The sequence below is a fragment of the Pseudomonas sp. FW305-E2 genome, from assembly GCF_058782925.1.
The window spans coordinates 150,282-176,867 of the sequence record NZ_JBYSYE010000001.1 but is presented as its reverse complement, the minus strand read 5'-3'; the positions used below and the strand labels follow the sequence as shown (position 1 = coordinate 176,867).

Here is a 26,586-nt window from a genome sequence, read left to right as displayed (position 1 = left end):
AGGTTTTGCAAGATGATCGTAGGTTTTGTCGAAGAGCACGCTACTGAGCGAAGCGATAGTGTTGCTTTGCGGTTTGATAACAAAGTGCTCAGTTATAGTGCGTTGGCGCGCGAAATTGATCGAGCTGTTGTCCTGTTGAAAAAAGCAGGCGTCAGCGCAGATACCACCATCGCGGTTTACTGCGAGAACAATATTGAGATCATGGTGTTGTACTACGCCATGTCGAAGATGGGCGGGACATTCGTTCCGATCAATGCGGTGCTCAGTGCAGCTGAAGTCAGCTATATCCTGGGCCACGCAGATGTAAAATTCTTGTTCACCGACAAGAAGCTGCATGAGAACGCCGTTGCGGCGGTCGGTGATACAGCATGCAGCCTGGTTGAAGTCAGTGAATTTTTCAGCAATACCCTGGCCGGCACTGAAGAGGTCGAGCAGGCTGAGGCGATCAAGAACGACTTCTTGATCATCTACACCTCGGGCTCCACTGGAGTACCTAAAGCGGTGCTCTACAGCCAGCCGGCTGAGGTGGCAGGCAACGCTTCCCTCATCGATATGTGGGATGTCACGCCAAGTGACAAGCTCCTGGTCGCGCTGCCGCTGGGCTTCCTCTACGGGCTCTCGACCGCTGCCTCCATGGCACTGCAGGCCGGGTGCGAGACCATCATCCAGCGTCGATTCCACCCGCGTGAGGCCCTGGAGGCCTTTGTTGAACATGGTGTCACCGTATTCCAGGGTGTGCCTACCATGTTCTCCATGATGCTGGAGTACGCAGAGCAGAACGGCTTGGACTTCGACTTGTCCTCCATGCGTGCTGTCATCTCTGCGGGCGCTCCACTGGCAAGCGACCTCCGCACCCGTTTCAAGAGCAAATTCGGCGTCGAGATCCAGGATTATTACGCTCTCACTGAGGTGCGTCCGGTCTTTGGCAAATTTGCCGGGGATAGCACTGCAGTACCTGCAGGTGCGATTGGCAAAGCAAGCCCTTGCGTTGTGATCAAGATTGTCGACGGTGATGGCCATGAGGTTGGGCCAGGCGTGACAGGCGAAATTCTGGTGCGTGCTCCAGCTACCACCTCGGGTTACTACAAAGCGCCTGAGGTTAGCGCTGCAGCCTTTGTCGATGGATTCTTCCGCACCGGCGACCTTGGTCATGTCGATGCTCAAGGTTTCTATTACCTGACTGGTCGGATCAAGGACATCATCATCAAAGGCGGAGCCAACATCGCCCCGGCTGAGGTGGAGGAGGCGCTGCTGTCTCACCCTCAAGTCGTACAGGCTTCTGTCATCGGCGTTCCTGACCAGAAGTTTGGTGAGCTGCCGGTTGCCTACTTTGTGCCGGCGCAAGGTGCTCAACCCAAGCCAGAAGACCTGGCTGACTACTGCCGTCTGATGCTGGCTGAATTCAAAGTACCGAGCGAATTCATCGCGCTTGCAGAAATGCCCCTTGGGAATACCGGGAAAATTGACAAGAAAGTGCTGCTGAAGATGTGGAAGGAGAAAGCAAATGTCTGAGAACTTGAAAGTATCTGTTTCGGTATTCCGCATTCAGCACTACCAGCAGTTTGCTCAATTCGCTGAGCACGTTGAGCGCTTTGTCGTGGACGCCAAGGCGGCAGGCAGCCGCGTGCTGGTGTTGCCTGAGTTCCTGGCAATGGGCTTGCTGTGGACTCATTCCAGCGCTGCTGAGATCGACAATGCGAAGGTGTCGGATTTCTACCGCGAAGTGTTCAGCCCGATGCTTCCGGACTTCCAAAGCCTGTTGGCTGGCCTGGCGAAGAAACACGACATCTATCTGGTAGGCGGTACCTTCTGGCATGAAGAAGACGGTAAGGGCCTCAACAGTGCCTTCGTTTTCAGCCCGGATGGCTCCCAGTTGCGTCAGGACAAAATCCACTTGACCCGTGGTGAGCGGGCCATCAAGAGCTCGGGCGGAGAAACTCTGTCGGCGTTCGAGATCGATGGCGTCAAGTGCGGCCTGTTCGTCTGCTACGACGTCCAGTACCCAGAGCTCACCCAGGCATTGGTGGCCGAAGGAATCGAAGTCCTGTTCGTGCCGACCCTGACGGAAAAGCGCGGAGCATGGCGTAGCTGGTACAGCGCACACGCCAGGGCCCTGGAAAACCAGATTTTCGTTTGCGTGTCGCCACTCGTAGGCAACCTGGGCATTCCAAACGACTACCCGGTTAGCGGTACGGGTGAAGCATTCATCGCGTGTCCGATCGACAACCGAATGAATGTTGTGGATGGCACCTACGCGGTCTCCGATTTCAGCGAGGGTGAGGAGGGGCTGATCCATGCAGACCTCAATCTCGCCACCCTGCGGCTATCCCGGGAGCGTGGAGAGGTTCGACACCTGAAAGACCGCAGGCCTGAATTTTATAAGAAGTTGGCTGCTGAATAACTTTTGGTAGCGCGGAGCAGGTATGCCCCGCATCAAAGATACGATAGTAGCTGCGCTATAATATCGAATAGGGATTTTACTTTTACAGTGCTGCCGTGATGTGTGCTGGCCTAGCGGCCAGGCGTTTAGATTCAGTTAATAAGATAGAGAACAAAATGACTAAAGTCGCGCAGATAAAAGATGTGGGCCGTCGAGAAAACGTCTCGCCAATCCTGACTGTTGAAGGTCTCGGTAAATCCTTTGGTTCCGTTCGTGTATTAAACAATGTCGATTTCTCAATGGCTTCGGGTGAAGTGGTTGCCATCATCGGCCCAAGCGGTTCCGGTAAAAGTACATTCCTGCGATGCATCAATCAGCTTGAGCCTCCAACCGAAGGCACCATCTGCATCGGTGGGCAGACGATCGATGCGAGCAAAGGGGCTACGAAGCAGCAACTGGCATTCCTGAATCGCAAGCTCGGCATGGTCTTCCAGTCTTTCAATCTATTTCCTCACCTCACCGTTCTGGAGAACGTGAGTCTGGCCCAGCGCCGAGTGCTGAAGCGCAGTGCCAAGGAGGCTGACGAGCGCTCCATGCAGCTGCTAACTCGTGTAGGCCTGGCCTCCAAAGCGAATATGTATCCATCGCGGTGCTCCGGTGGCCAACAGCAGCGTATCGCGATCTCGCGTGCCTTGGCCCTGGATCCTGAAGTCATGCTCTTCGACGAGCCTACTTCAGCACTCGACCCGGAAGTAGGCCTGGAGGTGCTTGCGGTAATGCGTGAGCTGGCTAACGAGGGTATGACGATGATCGTCGTGACGCATGAAATGCGTTTTGCCGAGAACGTCTCTGATCGCGTGGTGGTGATGGCTGATGGCGGCATCATCGAGCAGGGGCGTAGCGCCGATGTCATGCGTAATCCTCAGCATCCACGGGTGCAACAGTTCCTGACCGCTGTGAGGGATCGGTGATGGAGACGAGCCAAATTCTGGCGGCGATGCTGGCCGCCTTACCTTGGACGATCGCTCTCACATTCGGGTCGTTCATCGGTGGAGCAATCATCGGGATCCCGATCTGTGCCATGAGGATTTCCAAACACAAGATCCTGCGGAATATCGCGATCGCGCTCATTCTGACCTTGCGCTCGATTCCGCCCATTGTCTGGCTGTTCTTCATCTTCTTCGCGTTCAGCCAGTATGTGATTCAGCTGAGCCCCTTCGTGGCGGCAATCATCGGCCTGGCACTGATCACCTCTGCAAACATGGCCGAGATCTATCGCGGAGCGTTGAGTGCAGTGCCGAAAGGGCAGTACGAAGCGACCAAGGTGCTGGGTTTGAGCACCTGGCAGAAATACGTCCACGTGATTGTTCCACAGGTAGTCAGGATCTCGGTTCCAGCGGCTAGTACCTATTGCATCGGTTTGCTTAAAGACACCGCCATTGCTTCCACGATTGGCGTCTCTGAACTGGCCCAGGTGGCAAACCATATCTCTCAGGAGACGTTCCGAGGCCTGAGTGTGTACGCCATCGCTGGCCTACTGTACTTCGCTGTCAGTGTTGTTATGGCTCTGTTGTCGCGACAGCTTGATATCCACCTTCGTGCAAAGGTTGAACGGTAATGGAGATCATTGACCGCTGGATTGAGTGGTTCCCTCAGCTGATGGATGGCTACTGGCTGAGCCTGCAGGTCACCGCCGTCAGCTTGCTGATCGGGATTCCCCTGGGACTGCTGTTTGCGTTGTGGGTTGGGTCGAAGAAACGCGTGAACCGTGCCCTCGCTCTCATCTTCATCGAGGTGGGGCGAGGTGGGCCGGTGCTGATCCTGCTGCAGTTCTTCTACTTCGGACTGCCAACGACTGGACTCACCTTGTCGTCATTCACCGCCTCGATTCTGGCTTTGGCCTGGAGTACCGGTTCGTACACCAGTGAAATTATTCGCGGGGGACTTGGGGCGGTGCCTCAGGGGCAAAGAGAGGCGGCTCGGACGCTGGGGCTCAGTAGCTGGGACGCATTGCGGATCATCATCCTGCCTCAAGGGTTGAGGATTGCGCTCCCGCCCTTGCTTGGCTTCTCCCTGGTGATCCTGCAAACCACCTCGCTTTGCTTCACCATCGCGCTACCGGAGCTCGTGGGTGTGGCGAATGACATTGGTTCTGCAACCTTTGAATATATGTCCGTGTTGCTGTTGACCGGGATGATGTATGCGGCGGTGTGCATACCGGCAACTATTTTTGTTGGACGTTATGAGAAACATTTGTCTCGGTACGAAAGTGCCTGATAAATAGTGGTTGGCGAGGTTGACTAATAAAAATATTAATTGATATTGTTAGTTTGCGTCACCACTGCGCTGGCGTATTAGTTTGCGGCTTTTCACCTGTCTTATGTACCAGCATACAGACTGGGCTTTTGCTTGTCGCTGCTAGTCTCTATCTTCGTTTTTGGGCTCCTTCGCTAATGTTTGTTAGCGTAGGCAGCCCGTTTTTTTTGAACGGGGTTTCTGATGCATTATCTTCCGAAGGCATACCTTCACTACTTGGTAGATCGCGGTGAACCTGAACGTGAGTCGGACGGCAAGAGTGAGGTATCGCAAGCAGCACTGTCGTTGTTCTTGGAATTCGGATATGCCTCGGTCAGCCTTCGCCAGATTGCAGATCTTGCCAATATCAGGCAGGGATCGATTCATAAGGTTAGCGGGGGAAAAGAGCAGGTTTTTGTCGGCTTGTTCATGGACGCGGCCACAAGCTTGCTCGAAGAGGTCAGCGCTGCGAACCCAAGGAATATGTCCGTGCCAAAGGCCATCTCAAGTTACGTAGAGTCGTATGTGCGGTGTGGGCTGCAGTACAGACTGCACCATATGCTGTTCAGGCGTGAGGGTCATCTCTTGAGCGGTGATGTTCGCTCGACGCTCAATGAGCTCCGGGATCAGAAAGTGACCCGCTTATGGGAAGTCTTGGCGGTAGGCCAAGCCAAGCAAATCTTTGCTGTCCAAGATGCTCGTTTTGCGGCAAAGGCTATCGTGGCAATGCTCGATGAGCTGATAAATAACTCAACCATCAGCGGCGATAAGCTTCAAGACTCGATAGAGGATTTGCAAAGCATGGCGCTTAGGCTGGCAGGCGCAGCGTAAAAAGGAAGATCGATGCGCTCTGATCAGAAGGTTTCAGCACTCATTGCATGCTCGCTGGCCTATGGTCTGGTGCTCATGGATCCAGGGCTCATCAGTGTGTCGTTGGGCGCTATCGAGCGCGACCTTGCTCTAAGGGGTACAGATCTCCGGCACCTGGTCAGCATGTACAACGTAGCGCTGGCCTCGTGCTTGATCTTGGCGGGGGCACTCTGCGATTTCATAGGCTCGAGGGGGGCGCTCGTCCTGGGCGTCGCGGTTTATTCTGCTGGCTCCATCATGTTTTCCCTATCTGACGACCTCACGCTGCTTCTTGCGGCCCGCGCAGGTCAGGGAGTAGGGGCGTCCTTGTTGATTCCTGGATCACTGGCGCTGTTGAGTTACATTTTCGAAAGCCCACGCGAAAAGATGAAGGCAATCGGATGGTGGGGAGGATTCGGCAGTATAGCGATGGCGCTCTCTCCATTGTGCGCCGGGCTCTTGCTGAGCCAATTGGGTTGGGCGAATCTATTCTACTTGAACGTCGTGTTATCCGCCGTCATCTTGATTCTGCTGGCCCCATTACCAGCAGCCAAGCTTTGTAGGGATTTTGCTTGCTTCGATTCTGTAACGCATTCCTTGTGTGTCGCTTTTTCAGCCGGCTTCGTTGTAATGCTGACCGAGCGAGGTTCGCATTCATACTGGTTGTGGGCCGCAGTCTTAATGGCTTTTCTCATAATCGTGATCAGAGAAAGCCGAGGCCCAGTCAAGGTTTTCCATCGTCCACTGGTCTTCAAACCTTCCCTAATGGCCTGCTATTTCGCTGGAGCAGTAATCAACTTCAGCTTCTATGGCGTCCTCTTCTACTTCAGCTTGAGCTTGGCACGTGATGTCAGGGTAACCCCAATCTCCACCGCCCTGGCGTTGTTGCCGGGCACGGGCGTACTTGTCGTGGGCTACATGATTGCAGGCAGGTATGCATCACCGCACAGGTTCAATCTCTTCCTGAGTGCCGGCGGATTGATCACCACCTTGGGGCTGATGATCTTCGCGATGTTCGACCTCGGCAGTGGCTTTGGCTTCCTCATGGCAGGCCTTGCATTAGTGTCGTTTGGATTGGCGCTGATCACTCCTATTGTCACGGGGCTCGTGCTTACTCTGGCGACTTCAAAGGTGGTCGGGATGGCCAACGGGATCTTCAATACGTGTCGGCAGTTCGGCATCTGTCTCGGCATCGCGATTTTCTTCACCGCACACGGCGCAGGGGGCTCAGCGGGGTTGATCCCCTTGCTTTGGCTCACGATCCTGTTGGTGATTACGGCGGTAGGAGTGACATGCTTGGTGAACTCTCTGAGGCGAGAGCAAACAGCATAAAAAGGGCCCGTGAGGGCCCTTGAGGTTTCAGGATTTGAATTGCTCGGCCAGGCTGAACTGAAGATCTGCCTGGGAGCTCAGGTGGTCGCTGATGGCCGCCGTCTCAGTGGCGCTGACACTCAGATCGTCAGTGACCTGCCGGATGTTCGTGATGTTGCGATTCACATCCTCCGCGACAGCGCTTTGTTCCTCAGCGGCAGCGGCAATCTGGAGGTTCATCTCGCTGATGACAGAGACAGCATCGCTAATGGTTCTGAACGAACGGGCTGTGGCTTGGATCGTCTCATGGCTGACCTCGGCCTTGCTGTAGCTGCTCTGCATTGAGTTGACCACGCCCTCGGTACCGGATTGCAGGCGCTCTATCACCTCCCGAATCTGTTCAATTGATTCCTGTGTGCGCATGGCCAGGTTCCGCACCTCATCCGCCACGACGGCGAAACCTCTCCCGCTTTCGCCTGCACGGGCGGCCTCGATCGCGGCATTGAGAGCGAGAAGGTTGGTTTGCTGAGCGATGCTCCGAATCACTTCCAGCACGCTTCCAATTTCTTCGCTGTTGTCTGACAGTGACCGGGCTTCTGACATCGCGGCAGACAGGTTCTCCACCAGCGCGGTGATGTCCTCAGTGCTTCGTGCGATTGCTTGCAAACCATTCTTTGCAGACTCATCGGCACCTTGGGCTGCGTTTGCTGCCCTGGCTGCACTTGCTGCTACCTCATGCGCAGTGGCACTCATTTCGTGTGAGGCTGTAGCGACCTGCTCGATTTCTCGAAGCTGCGACTGCATACCGATGCTGGTTTCTTTGGCTATCTGGTTTGACCGGCTTGCAGTAGAGCGGGTTTCGACTGTTGCTGATCGGATCTTCTGAATGGTGGGCTGCAACTTGTCCAGGAAGAGGTTGAACCAGCGCACCAATTCACCGAGCTCGTTTTTACTGGTGTAATGCAGCCGCTTGGTGAGGTCTCCCTCGCCTTCAGCGATGTCCTTCAGCATGGCCGCCACGCCGCTCATGGGCTTAGTCAGCCCAGCTGCTATGAACCACATGGCCACGGCCCCGATCAGGGCAGCAATCACGGCAATGATGGTCGAAAACACGGTGGAGTCTTGTTGCAGGTCTGACTGGGCTTTCTTCAGGGCTAGTGAGTCAGCGCTGGCTACCTCATTGGGAAGCGCCACACTGATCTTCCAGGGTGCGGAGCTGCTCAACTCCAGATTTTTGATGACCTTAAGTGAGTGGGGCTGTGCAGAGGAGGGGAGGTTGGAAGTCGACTCATCGAGCAACTGAGTTTTCTTGCCAATAGATGCAGCATCGGCGCTGTTGGCAGCAATCAATCCCTGCCCGGTAGTGATGAGCAGGTCACCTTTTCCATCATAGAGCTGGCGTTTCGCGTCTTCGGCGATCGTCTGCAGCGACGAAAGCGAAACATCAATGCCTGCTACACCAATGACCTCTCCGTCGGCCATGATCGGCGTTGAAATACTGGTCATCAAAATATTGGTGCCGGAATCCGAACCATAGAACGGCTCCAAGACACAGGTACTCTTGTTTTTGTGTGGGCAGGACATGTAGTAGTTGGCAGGAAAGCCGGACTCGCCGACAGTTGCGTTCTTCAGGCTTTCTTCTTTAGTGGCTATGTTCACTGATCGGCCATCAGGCCTCACCCAATAGCTAGAAAACCTGCCTGCCTCATTGGAGCCTGCAGCCATGGAATTAATGAAACTGCTGTCGTCTCCCAGCTGGTTCGGGTACATGATGATCCAAAGCCCCAAAATACTGGGGTGGGCTTCGAACAGCTTTTTCAATAAAATGTTCTGTTCCATGCGGATTTTTCTTACATCAGCTCCGATGCTGATGAGGGCGTGCATGGAGGACGTCTGATGAGCCAGAAACTCAACGAGATTGATCTGGCTGTTGAAAGTGCCTCTAATTTTTTCTGTCTGTTCAGCTGATTTCGAATCTAAGACTTGCTGAATATTCTGAGAGATTGTTTGGTTGCTGCTGCGGTAAGTCTGTTCGTTGTTCTCAAAGTTCCTTGATATCCCTATCGATGTGATCAAGATGATTATTGCTAATATGATAGTTAGTGATGCTAGGGTGATCTTTGTTTTGATTGCAAGGTTGTGAAGCATCTGATTCTGGCCCCTGTGTTTGTTGTTCTGGAACGGCAGTGTGATTCTTCTAATGGTTGCAACGATCATGCGTGCTAGGCGAACCTCGCACGCATGGGGCACTTCTAATTTATTTATGTGCTTCGGCCTGTTCGTATACGTTGAACTAACCTGTGGCGCTTAACTCTTCAGCTTGGTCTTGAAGGGTTAACCATTGCTCTTCAAGATTGCTAATGAGCTGGCCAATGCTCTCCAGCTCCAGGGCAATTGTCTGGACTTCTGTATAGGGCAACATGGGGCGCAGCCGACCTTCAGCCAGAGCTTTATCCTTTTGTGCTTGTGTCAGGATCTGCTCTATTTCTTCCAATTCACGTTCGATGCTTTTTAGGCGCTTCGAGCCTACGCCGTGAGGCTGGCTTTTCGGTTGGCCTTGCGTCTCGGCAACGGAGTGCTCAGCCCGTCTAGCCTCAGTGTTCCGTTTGGACTCATCAATGAGGTAGCGTTGATAGTCTTCGAGGTCACCCTCGAAGGGAGTTACATCTCCTTGACCTACTAGCCAGAATTCATCGCAGACCGCGCGAAGCAGAGCCCGATCGTGGCTTACAAGCATCACGCTTCCCTCGAATTGGTTGAGTGCGAGGGAGAGGGCTTCGCGAGTGGCAAGATCCAGGTGATTGGTAGGCTCATCGAGTAACAACAGGTTTGGCTTCTGCCAGACGATCATGCAAAGCACCAGGCGTGCTTTCTCGCCACCACTCAGTGTCCCAACGGTCTGAGTGACCATGTTTCCGTTGATGTTGAATGTGCCAAGGAAATTCCGTAGCTCCTGCTCCCGGACGCTATAGCCGGCTTGTCCTGATTTGCGTGCCAGCTCCAGCATATGGTGGAGAGCGGTCTGCTCAGGATCCAAGACGTCCAATTCCTGTTGGGCAAAATAGCCAACCGTCAGCCCTTTTCCCTCGGTGATAGATCCAGCAAGTGGTTCTAGGTCACGCGCGATGGATTTAATGAAAGTCGACTTGCCTTGGCCATTTGCACCCAACACACCAATCCTCTGTCCAGCCAGTACGGCTTTGCGCACGCGGGTGAGGACTTTATGGCCAGGGCCGCCATTTGCTGTCCGATAACCGAAATCGGCATCGTCGATCGCGATCATGGTGTTTGGGAGATGGTCGGGCTCTTTGAAGGTGAAGGAAAATTCGGCGTCGGCGACTACCGCAGTGATCTTCTCGATGCGATCCAACGCTTTGATACGGCTCTGAGCTTGCCGTGCTTTGGTTGCCTTGTAGCGGAACCGATCAATGTACTTCTGCAGGTGCTGCATCTTCTCCTGCTGCTTTTCGTGGGCGGCTTGCTGCTGTTCAAGCTTCTGAGCACGCAGGAGTTCGAATGCGCTGTAGTTACCGCTATATCGGTTGAGTTGGGCATGCTCAAGGTGAATGGTGACATCGGTGACGGCATCCAGGAATTCACGATCGTGGCTGATGACCAGCAGCGTGCCTTCATACTTCTTCAACCAAGCCTCAAGCCAAACCAGGGCATCAAGATCCAGGTGGTTGGTGGGTTCGTCCAGGAGCAGCAGATCGGATGGACTCATGAGAGCCCGGGCCAGCTGTAGCCTCATCCGCCAGCCACCGGAAAAGCTATTCACTGGTTTTTCGAGGTCGCTTGGTTTGAAGCCAAGACCGAGGATGAGGGATTGAGCTCGGGCTGTTGCATCATGGTCGCCGGCATCAGCCAAGTCACTGTAGGCCTGTGCGATTGCCATTCCATCGTCGCTTGCGGTCGCACGCTCAAGCTCCTCCCTGACGCGCATGAGTACGACATCTCCCTGTAGGACGAAGTCTGTCGCGGCGTCCGCCGTCTCTGGCATGTGCTGGTCAACCTGAGCAATACGCCATTGACGGGGGAGGTCGAGCTCGCCAGCCTCTTCTTGAAGGATGCCGCAGATAAGGGCGAACAGCGTTGATTTGCCCGCTCCGTTCCTCCCGACCAGAGAGGCCTTCTCACCCGCATTGATCGTCGTGGTTGCGTCCTGCAGTAGCACCTTTGTGCCTAATCTCAGTTCAATTTTCTTCAGAGAAATCATTTGAGTGCCTGACTGCGGTGTGAGGTTCGACGGGCGCTACGGTCGAGTTGTTTGCTCGAAAATACCGACGGGTCAGAAAATGATACCATTAGGTTTTAAAATATGCATGATGGGTTCATGACTTGAGCCTGACGTGTGTGGGGCGGACGTCGCTGTGATTGCCACGTGCAGCTCTAAGCCTTGAAAGGAGCTGGGTACATGACAAGGGACAGTGATGCACATAGGCTCATTCGAGCGCTCCATCTCGCTTTTGAAAATGCTGCAGGTGATGACCGTGCTCTGGCGGTGGTGACCCAGGCGTTCACTGGTTACCAAACGAGCCCCTCGAAGGTTCAGCGGCTCAGGCAAACCTTGCCTGCATGCTCCCATCTCGGTGCCGCCCTGACCTCGGCATCGCGGGAACTGGGCCTTTGGGGAATTTCTGAGGCCTGCAAACTCATCGCGAGCGATCTGGACTGGTACCAGACCCACTCACCGTCCCATCCAAAGTCGGCATCAGCGAACTTCTGGATTGGGCACGCAAACGCCACCCTTTATGGCCCTGGCAGCCTGGTGAGCAGTGATAGGTTGAGAATTGGGATGAGCTTGCTCGCCCCAGACGTTCGTCACCCAGACCACAGCCATGCACCTGCCAAAATGTACTTGGTCGTCTCTGAAGGTGAGTTCCGCAAGGATGGAAGCGATTGGGCGGCGCCTGGATACAGAGGTTCGCTTTACACCGAGGCCGAGGTTGTCCATGCCATGCGCTCGGGGCCGAAGCCATTGTTGGCTTTCTGGGCGTTAGGTCACGATTTGTAGAGGTGTGCGAGTGGAGCGTCTTGGCGCGTGTGTAGGGGAGGGCAAAATTGCCCTCCCACTTACCTCAAAACGACTTCTCGACGCCGAAAATAACAGTGCTTGAACAAATGTCGTCGTAACCATTGAAGCTCATGCACTCTTGTCGCGAGAGATTTGTATCGCCATACGCTGCAGACCAAACGAAGCCAAAGAGCGGCTTGCTAACTTTGGCCAGCCATAAATTGTAGCTGTCTCGGGTCTGCCCACTGCCATTGACAAAAACTGGATCTTTGTAATCCACCTTGCCATAAGTGAGGTCTAGCTTAATCTCGTGTGGAAGATTGGCTGTATAGCCCGCAAAGCTGTAGAGATAGCTTTGATCATCAAAGAGATCGTCTGAGTAATATCCACCGATGTTGAAGCCGTATGCGGACAGCTTGGCATAGTATTCAGAGTAGTTGGAAAAAGATTGCTTTGGGTACTCGTATTGGTAGTAGGCGAGGTCAAGAGAGACATCGTCCGAGATCTGCCAGAAATATCCCGCGTAGTAATCTATTTCCTGGCGTGTCTTGCTGCCGTTTCCGAAGTCGACGTTGGACGACCACACGCCGGCGTACAGGCCGCTTGAGTGGATTAGCGTGGCTGACGCTTGTAAAGCAGGGTCTCCCTTGGTTTGCGACATACCTCGTGACCAGTAGTCGCTGAACACTCCAGCCGTCAGTGCAATCGAAAAATCATCGCTAAGTTGGGCGGCACTGGCGAGACTCGATGAAGCACCAATAAGCGAAGCTGCCAAGATGCTGAATCTTTTATTCACGTTTTTTTTCCTATTGTCGTGTATGCAGATTTCGGTGGATTGTTGTTTGCGCAGCTAGGTTGTTAACTGAAAATAAACCACTGGGTATGTTAAGGTCATACTCGGTAGTCAGTATTTTTGGCGAGCAAACATGTGGTGCTCGTTCAGAGAACCTTTAATGGTTTCTTATGGAAATTGAGTTGCCCAGTCTCTGGCTGAAAGCCGGCTATTGATGTGTATCTGAAAGGGCTGAATCAGCCCGTTACTCAAGAAGTATTGCTCTCCAGCCGGTGGATGAAACAGGTTGGCCTGATTCAAGATATGTGTGATTGAGAGAGCCGACTGGAGCACTCGCTGTGTTAGACACAACAACCCGCCCCTCGTGATTGCAGAGTAGGCACTCCCGAGTTATACGTGACAGAGGCGTGGCCACGATTCGCTCAAAGTCACTGAGTCGAATATCTGCGGCACTCACCCCCAAGAATTGCTCTTGGACAATGATAGGTGTTGCTAACGTGATGATGTGTTTGTCGAAGTCAACATAGGGCCCTACAATTGCCGGGCGCCGTTGCGTCTTCGGGATTACCATCCAGTCAGCATTTGGGTACTCATAAAAATTGCCGCGCCATGGGTATCTTATGTTCGAATCATCTTGAATGATTCCGTCTGCATCGATCTCGATCCAGTTGAGCCAGAAGGGGGAGTTTTCAATTACGCCCTCATCCAGCACTATGCCCAAGGCATAAGCGTAGCTTCCCAGGTTTGTCAGGGAGCGAACCAAGTCTGGGCGGATTTTTGACAAACCAGATTCCGAAATGCCTTTCTTGGTTTTCTTTGAATTCGAAACCAGCAACTCAAAGCGATTTGCAAGCTTTTCCAACTCGACGAAAGTCGACTCGAAAACAGCACTGGCTGATTCTACCAACGGCTGCAACATTATGCGGTCTCTAACTTTTCGCCTAAAGTAGACTCTGAGCTCTGAGCAATCAGTTTCAATCTTAAGCGTACAAGATTGTCAAAAGACACACGAGTCCGTGACCGCGCCACATTCCCGGCTTCGATGCCTTCACCTAGAGTGATTTTCTCAAGAATCTCACCGACGGTGGCAGCGCACAGGTCGGTATATTCTTGTTCTTCATGGGCCAGGGCCAATAACCAACCAAAATCTTCGTATACCTGCAGTGCCGCAGCGCTCAGCCGGACTGATTGCGCAACGGACGCTAGCTCGACGTCAAAGCGCGCATGGGCACGACAGGCTGTCAACGCATCCTTGGCCTCAGCAATCCTGATTTTATACAAAACCAGCCGAGCAATATTGGCCGGTGAAGCTCTAGTAGCCGCAAGCTCTGCAGACTCGCCAAGCAACATGGCTTTCCAGTCCGCCAAATCTCTCAGTGTTACTGCCGAGAGCTCCTGTAGCCGACTCATGGCTTTCTCTCTCACGAGCTTTGAGGCGTGGTTTACAAACGTTCCTCCGCCTCGACCAGGCTTTGTATCTACCATGCCCTCCGCTCGGAGTTGAGCTAGTGCCTCCCTTAACGTGAACGCTGTCACGTGAAGCTCTTTGGCAAGCAGCGCTTCTTTGGGCAGCATCTCGCCATGCTGAAGAAACCCAAGATCGATGGCCGTGCGCAATCTTGCTATCACGGAGTCAACGCCAAATGTTTGCTCTGCTCGCAAAGCAAACATGGTCAGGCGCTGGGGATGGTTTACACCACTGATCATTGAGTCCTCATGGGAGTGCATTCGAGCCGGTTTCCTATTCTACCTAACTAAAGCTCCGGGTCGAGGCTAGCGCTTGGAACCCTGGCCGGCCTTGCAGTGAGCGCCGGCTAGGGTTGTGGCGGTTAAGCGCCGTATCCAACGATCGCTTTGATCTCCAGGTATTCAGTGAGGGCGTGTGGCCCACCTTCTCGCCCATTTCCAGAATGCTTATAGCCGCCGAATGGGGCCATCACATCCCAGTGCGGGTAATTGACGAAGACCGATCCGGCGCGGAGCTTCCTGGCAACCGCGTTTGCTTTCGCTTTGTCACCCGACTGAACGTATGCGGCCAGGCCGTAATGGCTGGAGTTTGCATAGTCGATTGCCTGTTCTTCGGTATCGTAAGGGGAGATCACAAGCACAGGGCCGAAGATCTCCTCCTTCACAATGGCCATGTTCTCATGTGCATCAGCGAAGATGGTCGGCTTGGCGTAGAAACCTACAGCCAAGTGATCAGGTCGTCCCAGACCGCCTGCGACCAAGCGAGCGCCGTCCTGAATGCCGGACTCGATGAGGGTTTGCACCTTGTCGAACTGCATCCGGCTGGCGAGTGGGCCATATTCCGTTGAGGCGTTGCTTGGCTTGTCCACCACGGCTTCGTTTGCGATTTTCGCCGCGATTTCCAGTGCTTGCTCGTAGTGCTCTGCTGGAACGAGCATGTGAGTAGGGGCATCACAGGACTGCCCGCTGTTGCTGAGGCATACCGTTACGCCAGTCGCGACTGCTTGCTCCAGATCGGCATCTCGCAAAATGATGTTGGCAGACTTGCCGCCCAGTTCCTGGGTAACGCGTTTGACCGTGTCTGCAGCGGACTTGGCCACCTGAATGCCTGCTCGCGTTGATCCAGTGAAGGAAACCATATGGATGTCGGGGTGCCGCGAGATCGCGTCCCCCACTGTTGGCCCATCACCGTTCACCAGGTTGAACACACCTGCGGGTACGCCAGCCTGCTCAAGAATTTCTGCGAAGATGATGGCGTCGAGTGGGGCAATCTCACTCGGCTTGAGCACGACTGTACAACCAGCGGCAATCGCTGGAATGACTTTGCAGATGACTTGGTTGAGTGGCCAGTTCCAGGGCGTGATCAGGCCCACCACCCCGATAGGCTCTTTGAGGACTTGTGTGGTACCCAGCGACTCTTCGAATTTGTAAGTCCGGAGGATGTCGATCATCGCTTCGACGTGAGCGATACAGGTGAAGGTTTGTGCCTCTCGGGCGAACGTGATCGGTGCGCCCATTTCGCGGCTGATGATCTGAGCAATCTCTTCACGTCGCTCCTCCAGTCCACGTCGAATGGCGTCCAGCAAGAAGATACGATTTTCGACCGTGCTTTTCGAGAAGGTTTCGAACGCTTTCGAGGCTGCTTTGACGGCGAGATCAACGTCTTCTTTTGTACCCATCGCGATTTCGGCAAACGCTTCCTCGGTCGCTGGATCAATCACAGCAAGCAGCGAGGGTGTGGACAATGCAGGTGCTACCCACTGTCCATCGATGAAGAACTTCGAATACTTCTGCATGTCGCTTAACTTCCATTCCTAAGGTGGCGTTGTTGGGCCGCAAGTGATAGCAACCCGTTGTAAGGAGTCAGATCTCTTGACGTCCGATCGCTCTGTAAACCAGAGGCGATGAGCGTTTTAGCCACAGGGCATAGACGCAGCCGAAGAACAGCGAGCCGAAAAGGAATGCGAGCAGGATCATGGCAACACTCTCGCTACCTGTAAGCAGCCCGATGTTCTCGGTTGCCAACCACGCGGTCACGGACAGGCCGATGAGCGCGAGGGCAGGGGCTAGCTTCGTCTTCATGGCACTCACGCTGTTGGGCGTTTTGATGAAGAACACGATGACCGCCACCGTGGTCAGGATCTGGAGGATCAGCAACGTGTAACCGGCGATGCCGATGAGTGAGGCGTATCCCGAGTAGGGCTCCACTGCTGAGTAAATGGCGGCGAGCAGGCTGGCCACAGTAATGACGGCGACCAGTCCAGAGGCGCGGTACGGCGACTCATGAGTGGGATGCACCGTGCTCAGTGCTTTGAACAAGACGCCGTCAACACTCAGTGAGTAGATGTACCGAGCCAGGATGTTATGGATGGCAAGTACACACGCGAAAATGCTGCTGCATACCAGGGTGTGGACGATGCTGACCCCCACATTACCCAGGTAGGCCTCAATGACAGCCATGCCGGCATTCGAAGGGTCGTTGATCGACTTATCTAGAGCTACGTCCGGCCCCCATCCCCAGATAAAGCAAAGCGTGGCCGAGGCGAACATCACCGACATGGCAATAATCGAGATGTAGGTTGCCCGGGGGACAGTGATTTCCGGATCGCGCGCCTCCTCACGGAAGACAGCGGTGGCTTCGAAACCTGCGAAACACGTGACACCGAAAAGAACCGCCAGGCCAATCGAGCCGGAGGTGAGGACTTCAGGGGTCATCCACGACAGTGACAGCCCGTTAGCTCCCCCATCTTGAAACACAGCGGCTTCCCAGACGAAGGTGATGATGACTTCGCACACGAGTGCCAGGGAAAGCAGCTTTGCTGAAAGCGAAATTCGGAAGTGGCCGAGCACTGCGACAATGGCCGCGAATCCTAGCGACCACTGCCACCAGGGCAGCTTCTCCAGACCGAGCCATGACAGCGAAATCGTCGAGAAGGTCACCCCCACGTAGAGATACGCCCCGATCAACATGAACGTGTAGGCCAAGATGGCCATGAATGCACTGCCCAGCCCCAAAGAGCGGCCCAGGCCGGCAGTGATGTACGCGTAGTACGCCCCAGCGTTGGGAACGTGCCGAGCCATCGTGGTAAAGCCGACGGCAAAAAGAAGCATCAATCCGCCTGCCGCCAGATAGGTGAGAGGAGCGCCCAGGCCGTTTCCCATGCCAATGATCACTGGAATCAAACCAATGATGATGGTCAGTGGAGCGTTATAGGCCAGCACAGTGAAAACGATGTCGAAGGTGCCGAGATTGCCACGCAGACGCTGTGATGATTGGTGCTGTTGTCGGGCCGTCATTGTGAGCCCTGCAGGTTCCGAATAACTCATAGATTCTATCCCCGTCTATGCAGAGGTGCCGCCAAGGTGAGTTGGTGCTTGATGCGAATGCAGGCGTCTCAGGACTGGTATTAGCCCGTCCGAGCGTTTGTCTGCGTGGGTGAGATCAGCCGCACGGGCCGCCCTGGCAGTAGGGGAAGAAAATCATTAGAGGAGCGGGACTCTGCCGTCCAGGCCAAGCTGCCGGCGGAACCTGTTTTTATTGTTCGAACACACTGTTGGACATCCCTGACCGACTCTTCGCGCATGCCACAGCTGTTAAGGCCCGGCTCCAATTCGCCCCCTGATGGCGGGGTTAGGAATGCCGTCACTGCGTCACGTCCGATGACGTTGATCGTTGTCATTTTCATGCCTCTTATTTTTGTGAAGCGCAGGAAAACCTGTGCCGGCTTTAAATCTACGTCCACAAATATTTTTAGACAAGTGCTTTTTTGCTTGGTAGCTTGAAGGGGTGGTCAGGCGAATCTTAAGTCAGCTAGGTCTGGCGATATCCTGGCCAAAATTGGGCAATTTCATGCTATTTCGCATCTTTTTGAGGCGAAATTTGCATGGCTCAGTAGGGCCAGGTGCTGTCGTCAACCGAGAGGCCTATGGCTTTTCCAGTTGAAATCGTGCTGAAGCCGGGACTGCTCCAAGGAGCGCATGACTGACGTGAGTTGCCGATCTGGCAGTGAAAAATCGAACAAGAAGGTGAGCGAAATGAGTGCAGTGAAGGGTGGCGGGTACGACTACATCATCGTAGGCGCCGGCTCGGCGGGGTGTGTGATGGCTAACCGTCTAAGTGAGGATCCCAACATCAACGTGCTGGTCATCGAGGCAGGTGGGCCTGATCGGAAATGGGATTTTCGCATCCAGATGCCTGCTGCCCTTACGTACCCTTTGGTCGGAAAAACCTACAATTGGCAGTTCCTGACCGAGCCCGTTCCGGAGTTGCGCAACCGCAGGGTTCCGTACTTCAGAGGAAAGGTATTGGGTGGCTCGTCGACCATTAACGGGATGGTTTACATCCGTGGTAACCCGATGGATTTCGACAACTGGGCGACGGATCCAGAGCTGGCCCATTGGTCTTACGCACACTGCTTACCGTATTTCAAGAAATCGGAAAGCTATGACCAGGGCGAGAACGAGTATCGCGGTGGGGCGGGCCCATTGCATGTGACCAAAGGTTTCGGTGCGAGTCCGCTGTACCAAGTCTTCGTTGAAGCGGCCCAAGAAGCCGGCCACGCGCACGTTTCCGACCAGAACGGCTACCGGCAAGAAGGCTTCGGGCGGATGGATATGACCATTCACAAAGGGGTCAGGGAAAGTGCTGCCCGCGCATACCTTCACCCTGTGATGTCGCGCCCGAATCTCACGGTGATCACCGGGGCTCTGGTTCGTCGTGTCGTTTTCGAGGGCGACAAAGCGGTCGGTATCGCACTGCGCAGCGAGAACCGCGAACAGGTCATCCGCTGTGATGGTGAGGTCATCTTGTCAGCGGGTGCGATCCAGTCGCCTCAGTTGTTGATGTTGTCTGGTGTGGGCCCGGAAAACGAGCTGAAGAAGCATGGGATTCCGGTGGTATGTAACTCCCCAGGCGTGGGCAGGAACCTCGGTGATCACATCGAATATATCGTGGCCTATGACTGTCTCAAGCCGGTTTCGTACTACAAGGAGTTGAAGCTGCATCGCCAGGCTGCGATTGGTGCGGAGTGGTATGCGACCCACACCGGGTTGGGAGCATCCAATTTCTTTGAAGCTGGTGGTTTCCTGCGCTCGTCTCCTGATAAACCCTGGCCAGACGTACAATGCCACTTCGTTGGAGTCGCGGCGGAATACAGCGGGCGAATGGCAGCCGAAGGCCATAGCTATCAGGTTCATCTCGGCCCGCAGCGCCCTCTGAGCCGTGGGTGGATCAACTTGGCGTCCTCTAATCCTGAGGATGCGCCGCTGATTCAGCCCAACTGGCTCACAAAGGAGCAGGATTGGATTGACTCAAGAAATGCCATTCGCTCGACCATCGAGATTATGGAGCAGGATGCCTTCAAACCGTATCGCGGGAAGATGCTCAAGCCGTTGCAAACCGCCATGCACGATGAGGGCCTGAACGACTTTATTCGTGACCATGCTGAAAGTGGCTACCACTTCTGCGGAACCTGCAAAATGGGCAGTGGTGCTGATGCTGTCGTCGATGGCCAGCTGCGGGTCAAAGGGGTGCGTGGCTTACGAGTTGTCGACGCCTCTGTGATGCCTGAGGTGACCAATGGGAACACTAACGCGCCGACGATCATGATCGCTGAGAAGGCAGCGGACATGATTCTCGGTCGCCAGCTACCGCCATCCAGCGCGAAATTCTTCAAGGCGGAACCGGAGTACGCGTAACTGGAGAGGGGGGAGCCGGACGACATCGTGTTTGCCATTCTCTCCCTGGAATCGGAAGATTCAAAGTTCATGATGGGCAGCGAGCTCGTATCGATGGCGGTTACGCCGCCGAGTAACATTGAGGCCACTCGTCCTTGGGTCGGATTGTAGCTCTGACTTACAAGCCACTCGGCAGCCATAAGGCACGAGTGGCTTTTTCTTGCTCCAATGAAGCTGAGCTCGGGCACTCCTTTGCATCGCGCCATTTCCGCCCATCTGGCGGATATGGATATTCGCACCGCCTGGGAGCTGGCCCATGCCGACGCCTGGTCGCTCAGAAAGCAGTTCAGCGTGGTGCTGGAAAAGACAGTCCGCGAGCTTGGTGGTACCACCTGCCTCGAACTCGACGAGCCCGATCCGCCGAAACAGGAGATTTGCTCTAGCCGCATGTTCGGTACCCGGCTGACCGAGCTGGCTCCGATCAAAGAGGCCGTGGCCACCTACACATCGCGTGCCGCTGAAAAGCTCCGCTCCCAGCGGTCGCTTTGCAAGCGCCTACGGGTGAGTATCCGCACGGGGATGTTCAATCCGGATGAGGCCAAGTACGCCAACGGTGTCTTGATCAAATTGCCTTATCCAACGGACGACACGCGTTTGCTGACAAAAGCGGCGCAGGAGGGCGTGGAGCGGGTGTACCGGGAGGGCTTCCGGTACAGCAAGGCAGAGGTGCTGCTGCTCGACCTCAGCCAGCCGAACGAGATCACCGGTGACCTGCTCGCGGCGGCTCAGCCAATAGCGAGTGAAAAGCTGATGGGCGTGCTCGATGCCGTAAATGGTAGATGGGGTAGGGGTACCATGCGGCTGGCCAGCGTGCCTATCGATCCCAGCTGGGGTATGCGCCGGGAGATGATGAGCCAGAGCTACACCACTCGGATGGACGAACTTTGGACGGTGTACTGCAAGTGATCTCAGCAAAAGTCCAGAGCAGACCCGAACCAGTTTAACTGGCAGCGTATGGCTTGGACGGTACCGTGACGACTCTGAGCCACCCATGAAGTGTGGCCAGGTGACAAGGAGGATGTGTTCGCTGGGCGGTCAGGCCGTCTGCGGCAGAAGGGACTCTCGTAAAGTATTCACTGATGCCACCCAGTTTCGGCGGCTGTCGTAGGTCGTGAAGCCCAAGCGCTCCGCAAATGCAGATGCCTTGGCATTAGCACATTCGATGAGCAGGTGCCGGTAGCCAAGGGTAGGTGCCAGTTCTACCAGGCGTCCAACTAAGGCCCGGCCATGTCCAACGCGCTGTTGCTCGAACATCAGCCGAGCGATCACCGGTGATTCCCGTGGGCAGTTAGGGTCTGGCCTTGCGAAAAGGCGAAAGTAGCTTGCTCCGTGCCCGAAGCTGTTGCGAATGATCTCCAGACCTTCTGTTGAACGTATCTAGGCTTGTAAGTGAATCGCTCGAGGATGAACTCCCTCAAGTGGGGCAGGAGATCCTCCGCTCTTGTTTGGGCAAATTCGAACCATTCATCATCACTGGCATCTGCAGCCGGGAGGATCAGCATCGTTGCGCTCCTGTTCTCGGGAGGAAGACCGAAGTGTAGGTGGCAAACACGTGACTCACTCGAGCTCGTGCCAGGATGGGGGCGGGGAGGGAGGTGAAAGCTGAGGGCGCTTCCCAAGCTGACATATCTTTTGCCAAGCCAAGGCTATCGTTTGGCAACAAAGTACGCCTCGATGGTTTACGATGTGATCCTGTTTCTTACAAATCGTATCAAGGATTGCCTATGTCTCGTCTTGCCGAATTCCGTGAACTTGAAAAGCAACTAGCCGCCCAGCTTGCAGAGCTTGAAGCCCTCAAGGGCAGCTCTGAGCTCCAAAAAGAAATTGCGTTTGAAACCAAGCTGCGTGACCTCCTTGCCTCGTATGGCTACAGCCTTCGTGATGTGATTAGCATTCTGGATCCTCAAGCTAACCGACGTGCCTCTGCTCCTGCAGCGGCTGAAAAGGCCCCGCGCCGCGCCCGTCAATTGAAGCAGTACAAGAACCCGCATAACGGTGAAATCATCGAAACCAAAGGCGGCAATCACAAGCTGCTGAAGGAGTGGAAAGCTCAATATGGTGCTGATGAAGTCGAGTCTTGGCTTGCCTAATTGCTAAGCTATCGGCGTGGTACGCAGGTATTGCGACCACGCCATGATGGTTGCCAGTATACATCTGGCAATTGCTAAGGTACTATTGGTTTGGAATGCCTAGGTACATAGCATCCTCTCCATTGCCAAATTTTGGAAGCCATTCTTTGTCAGTTGCTGGGTCGATTTGATATCTATAGCTCGAGGTTGAGAATATAACTTGGGCATTATTTTTCGAGGCGAGCGACTTAAGTTCTTCTATGTAATCAGACAGATGAATGTCGGGAATGTCCTGCTGCTTTGGGGTGTCCAGGATTAATATCCTGAAAGGAGAGTTTTTGTCTTCTAGACATATTTCGAATAGTGCGGCGTGGAATGCAAGAACTGTACGGGTCTTTGAGCTGCCTTTGAATATTTCAAGCTTCTCATCTCCCATCATTGGTTTTAGGTTGGAGTCGATTTTGATTTGATTCGATACATTGCGCGCATGCAAAGTATCCAGCCATTTGGTCATGGCCTGCGACAGCCGTAGACGGAATGTAATTACCTCAGCAGATTGTTCGCTTGGTTTTTGGGCCGCCTCTAAGAGTGACAGCGTCTTGTCGCGACGAGCCAGCAAATTGGCGTGGTTGGTTTTCTGAGCTTCTACCTTTTTTAGCTTGCCCAGCTCAAGTTGAAGCTCGAAGATATCTGATGTCGTGGTGCTAATTGCCTCAATGAATGCATCTATTCCAGCCTCGCGCTCGGCGATTGAACGCTTGTGTATAAAGGATTCGATATGGCGATTGGTTAGCGATTTCGCGATCTCCAATCTTTCTGCGGCTTGAATGTTTGCGGCAGTAGAAATCTCTAAATCCTTTATCTGGTCTCTCAAATAGAGAAGGCTCTTGCCATATGACTCGGCGCTGGCCATGAACATGCCGCAGTTCGGCGTGGTGCATAGCTCGGAGAAAGATATGAAGGCTCTTCGAGCGTCCTCATTCAAGTTTAGTGTTTGAATTTCGCTTTCTATTTCGTCTCGAATTAGCTTGGCACTGGATATCTTTGACTCGAGCTGTATGGATTCATTGCTAAGTTCGCGGTATCGTACTCGTTGCTCTGCTATCAAATCGTCAAGACCAGACAGAGCTTCGCTCTTAACATTTTTAGTGTTTTTCAGCTCTTCCAGTCGTGTTTTGGAACGTTCTAGTTTTTTCTCTAGCGTATCAATTGTGCGGATAGGAGCTGTCAAGTCTTGCTGTAGACGTTCCAAAAGTTTTCGGCTCGAGACGATAGATGTATCGAGATAGTCAGCCTCTTTTTTTAGTTCTATACCAGTGCGTTTCTTGTCATATAAATTGAAAGGTGGGAGGCCTACCAACAATCTAACCATTTCGGAGTATTGGTCTTTGACGAAAGACTGACGTGCTGCGTAAAACTCCAAATATCCATGATCTTGATCTAAGTAAAAAAGCGGTATTAAGCTTGAAAAATATGGGAGGGTAGGTGTGCCGCTAGTGGTGATTAGTTTATTGGTTTTGATATTTATGAGGTTTAAAAAGAATCGCGAAAAATCCTCGTCATTATAAAAGCGATTGATGGTTTTCGAGCTTTCGTGGACAGTTAGGTCAAACTTTTCTCCGATGGAGCGCTCGAGAGTTATCTTTTTATCATTTATCGCGATTTGTAATATTGCTGACTTGCAATTTCTAGTGATGTCTGCACGAAATTTTACATCCATTCCCAAGCAGAATAGGGTGGACATTATGAGCGGTGTTTTTCCGCTTTCATTCTCTGCAAATAGTTGAGTTATATCACTGCCGAACTCAAGCAGGCCTGATCCCCAGCCATTAGGGCCATTGGCGACAATCTCTAAGGATTCGAATCTCATAGTTTTTCCTCTACTGCGCGTTCCTTGCAAATGTTCCTGTATTCCCGTTGGATGGTTAGGAGGAAAACGCAAAGCTCACCTTCCGACTCGATTGCTCCATCGACGATTTTTTTGCCAGTCGAGGTTGCCTCAAGTCTGGAAGTATTTTTATTTATGGTGATTAAATTAGTCGACTCTAAAAAGGTTAGGGCCTTCACCGTTCGGATTCGAAGGTTGGCCGACCAGCCTAGTTCTTGGCTCGAGCCGCTGAATGTTGCGAGACTATGTTCAAAGCATTGGCCTATGAGCTTGCCAATTTCATCGGCTTTAGGTTTCGATCTACCTTTGGCTAGGCTCAATATCGAAAGTGCAATAAGTGGCATATGGAACAAGCTTTCGTTCTGAAGTGCATCCCTTCGAGAGCGCGGAGCGCTTCGAGTAATGATCAAGGGGGCTTCAGTGGAGGCGATTTCTATAGCTTCAACGAGTTTCATGTTGCTTCGCCTCTTACCAGTTCCGAGAGGACTGCGCCAAAGGTCAGTTCAAGGGTTATGTCAGTTCGCATCAATTGGTTGCAAAGCTTGGTTTGTAGTGTAGTTACTTCGGTAGTGATTTCTGCTGTCTTAATGGCACCTAAAGCCAGTTTTCTAGCGCTTTCAACTACGAGCTCAATGGCTATGGTCATCAGGAAGTCTGGTATGTCATGGCGATACTTTCTGTGCCAAGCTTCCCATTGGCACTTATAGCCCGCAAACGCGTCAATGGTGTTGGAAGAGAATCCCGAGCGTTTCAAGGTTCGCTGAAGAATTGATGCCGACTTGATGGCTTTTTCATCACCGCCGTCTCGTAAAATCTCATAAGTTGATGTAGAGATGGAGAGCACATCCAAGACATCTTTCATGCCAATACTGGCCTTTCGATCTAACTCGGCTGCGGAAATATCTTTAATTAAGATTTCGGCGGATTTAGATTCAATTGTTGAAAGAAGTCGGACTATTATTTTTTGAACTTCGTCAGGCTTTAAGTGGACTTCGCTAAATTTATATATTTGATTGGACGCCATTGAGACGAAAAGATCGTCTTGCTCACTCAGAATCTGTTGCCTTGGTTCCAGGCAGAGGTGCGAAAGAAAATGAAGATGCACATCTTCGGATTCAAAGGCTAGGCTAGGTATCAGTTTTTGAGTTTCTGCTATCAATGTCTTTGTGTGCGCACCTACTGGGCGCTTTCCTCTTACTTCCTCGAGGATTTGCTCCACTTCGTCTTCAAAGTTAATGTTGGTTCGGATTTCTACCGAGTGACATGATTTTCCAAAATTCTTGATGTGGGGTAACAGCTTTCCGGCAAAGCTGTCGGGTAAATTGTGCTCCGTGTTACGGCGTTTTTTGATCCCGAAGATATCAAGTATCGTGTACTGGTCGTTAAGCTTCGTCTTGGTTTTAACTTGGACAAAGCGATATCGAGTTTCACCATCAATAACATATTTTACGACGTAGTCTTCATGGTAATCGCAATATATGCGCTCAATTTCGCTTTCTTCTAGGATCGCTAGGCTTTCGATTAGTGCCGCTCGGAACTGAGCACGAAATCGGTTTATCGTATCCCTGCCTGCCTGCTCCCGGAGGTCAACTTCATTTAGTTTCATGTCGTTTCATTGCTCCAGGTGAAACACATACTTGCTGCCAAGTTTGGTCTGAGTCAGAGATAGTTTTTTGCATGAATAGCGAGACATCGCCAGCAAATAAATAAGGCATGAGCCATGCTTTAGCTGCGAGAGTGGTATGTAAAGGCGCGAGTACCCACTATCTCTTTTCTGAGATCCGTGACCCATGCTAGTCGAACTGAAAGGTTGTAGACGAAGATCCATTCATATCTGTCCCTGATCACCCAACTTTTCCTTTGTCCCTGCTGCTGGCTGGCACATAGCCAGCTTAGCTTAACCTTTTCCAACCTAAGGGCGGAAGTCGAAACCTACGCTCTAGGCCTCAGGTTTCAGTGTTAATGATGGTTGATAGCGAGAAACCTTTCCACTCCTGTAAAAAGGTTTGAGGTTTTCGTTAGGCATCGCTATGCTTGGCCAGGAAAGGAGAGAAAAGGAGTAGGCTCATGAAGGTTTTGGTTGAGATTCGCGATGACCTGATGGCTGCTGTCCTGGGTCTCAGCAGTAGCTCGGGAAGCACTGCAGATGAGGTTCTTAACAACCTTCTAGCGGTTGCTTTGGATCAACCTGAGGCAGAGGCTGTTGATTTGGTGCACGCCGTTCAGGTGACCCTGAAAGCGGTGGAGAAGGTGCCTTTTGGAGACACCTTCCTCGTTGAGGATGTGATCCCAAATGACCTTTGGCATTTGATGACCACTGGTGACAGGAAGTCGTTTGGAAAGGCGTTTCGAAAGCAGGTCGACCTAGCTGGTCTAGCAGAATGGGTCTCACGTAACAGCGGCAATAAAGCCGTATACCGTCGTTCTCTCAAGTAAGGAAGTGCACAATGACAGACCTCGCGTTTGCTGATCGATTCCTTGATGCGGTAATTGATGGTCATCTGGGAAGCGGCCTGGTTATCACCCGCCAAGAACTGATTAGCTTTTTCCCTGAAGATCCCGAGACTACCACCGGGTGTTTTCTGTCGAACTCGGAAATCTCCAGTGCTACACATAGTCCGACCTATCGCAAAATGACACTCCGCGTTAGCCCTGGGGTTTACCGTGTTCACCCTGAGGCTCTCCTGGAACGCATGAAACAGCGAGGAATTGCAGCGTAGTGGGCACGGGTCACCTGAGAGCCGAGTGGAGCGGATGACGTGATCAGGGATTACATATCATCGA

The 26,586-nt window shown here is 53.1% G+C and carries 22 protein-coding genes and 1 pseudogene; 13 read left to right on the top strand and 10 right to left on the bottom strand.

The window, feature by feature from the left end; genetic code table 11:
* Positions 1-12 precede the first annotated feature (12 nt).
* The 7 genes from AC3WLP_RS00855 (at position 13) to AC3WLP_RS00825 (ending at position 6,856) form a co-directional block, all read left to right on the top strand.
* Positions 13-1,512 (top strand): class I adenylate-forming enzyme family protein, encoded by a 1,500-nt coding sequence (locus tag AC3WLP_RS00855; protein WP_088512388.1) that lies wholly within the window; start codon positions 13-15, stop codon positions 1,510-1,512.
* Entirely contained in the window at positions 1,505-2,401 is an 897-nt protein-coding gene (locus tag AC3WLP_RS00850) for a nitrilase-related carbon-nitrogen hydrolase (protein WP_088512387.1), read from the top strand. Before AC3WLP_RS00855 ends, AC3WLP_RS00850 begins: the two co-directional genes overlap by 8 nt.
* A gap of 155 nt (positions 2,402-2,556) precedes the next feature.
* Positions 2,557-3,351: an amino acid ABC transporter ATP-binding protein gene (locus AC3WLP_RS00845; RefSeq protein WP_088512386.1), complete on the top strand. Its 795-nt coding sequence runs from the start codon at positions 2,557-2,559 to the stop codon at positions 3,349-3,351.
* Positions 3,351-3,998, top strand: a complete 648-nt coding sequence (locus AC3WLP_RS00840) for an amino acid ABC transporter permease (RefSeq protein ID WP_088512385.1) — start codon at positions 3,351-3,353, stop codon at positions 3,996-3,998. The genes AC3WLP_RS00845 and AC3WLP_RS00840 overlap by 1 nt, the downstream gene beginning before the upstream one ends.
* Positions 3,998-4,657: an amino acid ABC transporter permease gene (locus tag AC3WLP_RS00835; RefSeq protein ID WP_088512384.1), complete on the top strand. Its 660-nt coding sequence runs from the start codon at positions 3,998-4,000 to the stop codon at positions 4,655-4,657. Before AC3WLP_RS00840 ends, AC3WLP_RS00835 begins: the two co-directional genes overlap by 1 nt.
* Before the next feature lie 222 nt (positions 4,658-4,879).
* Positions 4,880-5,506 carry a TetR/AcrR family transcriptional regulator gene (locus tag AC3WLP_RS00830; RefSeq protein ID WP_088512383.1) on the top strand — a complete coding sequence of 209 codons (627 nt, stop codon included), beginning with the start codon at positions 4,880-4,882 and terminating at the stop codon, positions 5,504-5,506.
* A gap of 12 nt (positions 5,507-5,518) precedes the next feature.
* Complete coding sequence (locus tag AC3WLP_RS00825; protein WP_088512382.1) at positions 5,519-6,856, top strand: MFS transporter; 1,338 nt, start codon at positions 5,519-5,521, stop codon at positions 6,854-6,856.
* Between the two features lie 27 nt (positions 6,857-6,883).
* On the opposite strand, the gene AC3WLP_RS00820 is transcribed toward AC3WLP_RS00825, so the two are convergent.
* A complete protein-coding gene (locus AC3WLP_RS00820) occupies positions 6,884-9,052 on the bottom strand; it encodes a methyl-accepting chemotaxis protein (RefSeq protein WP_088512381.1) in 2,169 nt (722 codons plus the stop codon).
* A gap of 76 nt (positions 9,053-9,128) precedes the next feature.
* Positions 9,129-11,051 carry an ABC-F family ATP-binding cassette domain-containing protein gene (locus tag AC3WLP_RS00815; protein WP_088512380.1) on the bottom strand — a complete coding sequence of 641 codons (1,923 nt, stop codon included), beginning with the start codon at positions 11,049-11,051 and terminating at the stop codon, positions 9,129-9,131.
* Between the two features lie 198 nt (positions 11,052-11,249).
* Between AC3WLP_RS00815 and AC3WLP_RS00810 the strand changes: the two genes are divergently transcribed.
* The gene (locus AC3WLP_RS00810; protein WP_088512379.1) at positions 11,250-11,849 is read left to right on the top strand and encodes a dimethylsulfonioproprionate lyase family protein; all 600 of its coding nucleotides are present in this window, start codon (positions 11,250-11,252) and stop codon (positions 11,847-11,849) included.
* 64 nt (positions 11,850-11,913) lie between these two features.
* Here the strand turns inward: AC3WLP_RS00810 and AC3WLP_RS00805 are convergent, their stop codons facing one another.
* From AC3WLP_RS00805 to AC3WLP_RS00785, 5 genes are all read right to left on the bottom strand, one after another.
* Positions 11,914-12,645: a TorF family putative porin gene (locus tag AC3WLP_RS00805; protein ID WP_088512378.1), complete on the bottom strand. Its 732-nt coding sequence runs from the start codon at positions 12,643-12,645 to the stop codon at positions 11,914-11,916.
* A 241-nt stretch (positions 12,646-12,886) separates the two neighbouring features.
* Positions 12,887-13,561 carry a cache domain-containing protein gene (locus tag AC3WLP_RS00800; RefSeq protein ID WP_178085885.1) on the bottom strand — a complete coding sequence of 225 codons (675 nt, stop codon included), beginning with the start codon at positions 13,559-13,561 and terminating at the stop codon, positions 12,887-12,889.
* Positions 13,561-14,349 (bottom strand): FadR/GntR family transcriptional regulator, encoded by a 789-nt coding sequence (locus AC3WLP_RS00795; protein WP_088512376.1) that lies wholly within the window; start codon positions 14,347-14,349, stop codon positions 13,561-13,563. The genes AC3WLP_RS00800 and AC3WLP_RS00795 overlap by 1 nt, the downstream gene beginning before the upstream one ends.
* Positions 14,350-14,471: 122 nt before the next feature.
* Positions 14,472-15,905 carry an aldehyde dehydrogenase family protein gene (locus tag AC3WLP_RS00790; RefSeq protein ID WP_088512375.1) on the bottom strand — a complete coding sequence of 478 codons (1,434 nt, stop codon included), beginning with the start codon at positions 15,903-15,905 and terminating at the stop codon, positions 14,472-14,474.
* A 67-nt stretch (positions 15,906-15,972) separates the two neighbouring features.
* Positions 15,973-17,436, bottom strand: a complete 1,464-nt coding sequence (locus AC3WLP_RS00785; protein WP_233687878.1) for an APC family permease — start codon at positions 17,434-17,436, stop codon at positions 15,973-15,975.
* A gap of 708 nt (positions 17,437-18,144) precedes the next feature.
* Here AC3WLP_RS00785 and AC3WLP_RS00780 point away from each other — a divergent pair.
* From AC3WLP_RS00780 to AC3WLP_RS00770, 3 genes and pseudogenes are all read left to right on the top strand, one after another.
* Positions 18,145-19,806 carry a choline dehydrogenase gene (locus AC3WLP_RS00780; RefSeq protein WP_088512373.1) on the top strand — a complete coding sequence of 554 codons (1,662 nt, stop codon included), beginning with the start codon at positions 18,145-18,147 and terminating at the stop codon, positions 19,804-19,806.
* A 243-nt stretch (positions 19,807-20,049) separates the two neighbouring features.
* Positions 20,050-20,751 (top strand): annotated as a pseudogene (locus tag AC3WLP_RS00775) (DUF4113 domain-containing protein); the annotation flags it as partial.
* A gap of 818 nt (positions 20,752-21,569) precedes the next feature.
* Positions 21,570-21,935 carry a histone-like nucleoid-structuring protein, MvaT/MvaU family gene (locus AC3WLP_RS00770; protein WP_088512371.1) on the top strand — a complete coding sequence of 122 codons (366 nt, stop codon included), beginning with the start codon at positions 21,570-21,572 and terminating at the stop codon, positions 21,933-21,935.
* Between the two features lie 82 nt (positions 21,936-22,017).
* On the opposite strand, the gene AC3WLP_RS00765 is transcribed toward AC3WLP_RS00770, so the two are convergent.
* From AC3WLP_RS00765 to AC3WLP_RS00755, 3 genes are read right to left on the bottom strand one after another with little or no spacing between them, the layout of a single operon-like run.
* Positions 22,018-23,784, bottom strand: a complete 1,767-nt coding sequence (locus AC3WLP_RS00765) for a PH domain-containing protein (RefSeq protein ID WP_256596041.1) — start codon at positions 23,782-23,784, stop codon at positions 22,018-22,020.
* Complete coding sequence (locus tag AC3WLP_RS00760) at positions 23,781-24,257, bottom strand: hypothetical protein (protein WP_088512370.1); 477 nt, start codon at positions 24,255-24,257, stop codon at positions 23,781-23,783. Before AC3WLP_RS00760 ends, AC3WLP_RS00765 begins: the two co-directional genes overlap by 4 nt.
* Positions 24,254-25,408, bottom strand: a complete 1,155-nt coding sequence (locus AC3WLP_RS00755; protein ID WP_088512369.1) for a dsDNA nuclease domain-containing protein — start codon at positions 25,406-25,408, stop codon at positions 24,254-24,256. Before AC3WLP_RS00755 ends, AC3WLP_RS00760 begins: the two co-directional genes overlap by 4 nt.
* Positions 25,409-25,869: 461 nt before the next feature.
* Between AC3WLP_RS00755 and AC3WLP_RS00750 the strand changes: the two genes are divergently transcribed.
* Together AC3WLP_RS00750 and AC3WLP_RS00745 are read left to right on the top strand one after the other, a co-directional pair.
* On the top strand, positions 25,870-26,238 hold the full coding sequence (locus AC3WLP_RS00750) for a DUF1413 domain-containing protein (RefSeq protein ID WP_088512368.1): 369 nt from the start codon (positions 25,870-25,872) through the stop codon (positions 26,236-26,238).
* An 11-nt stretch (positions 26,239-26,249) separates the two neighbouring features.
* Entirely contained in the window at positions 26,250-26,522 is a 273-nt protein-coding gene (locus tag AC3WLP_RS00745; RefSeq protein WP_088512367.1) for a hypothetical protein, read from the top strand.
* Positions 26,523-26,586 lie beyond the last annotated feature (64 nt).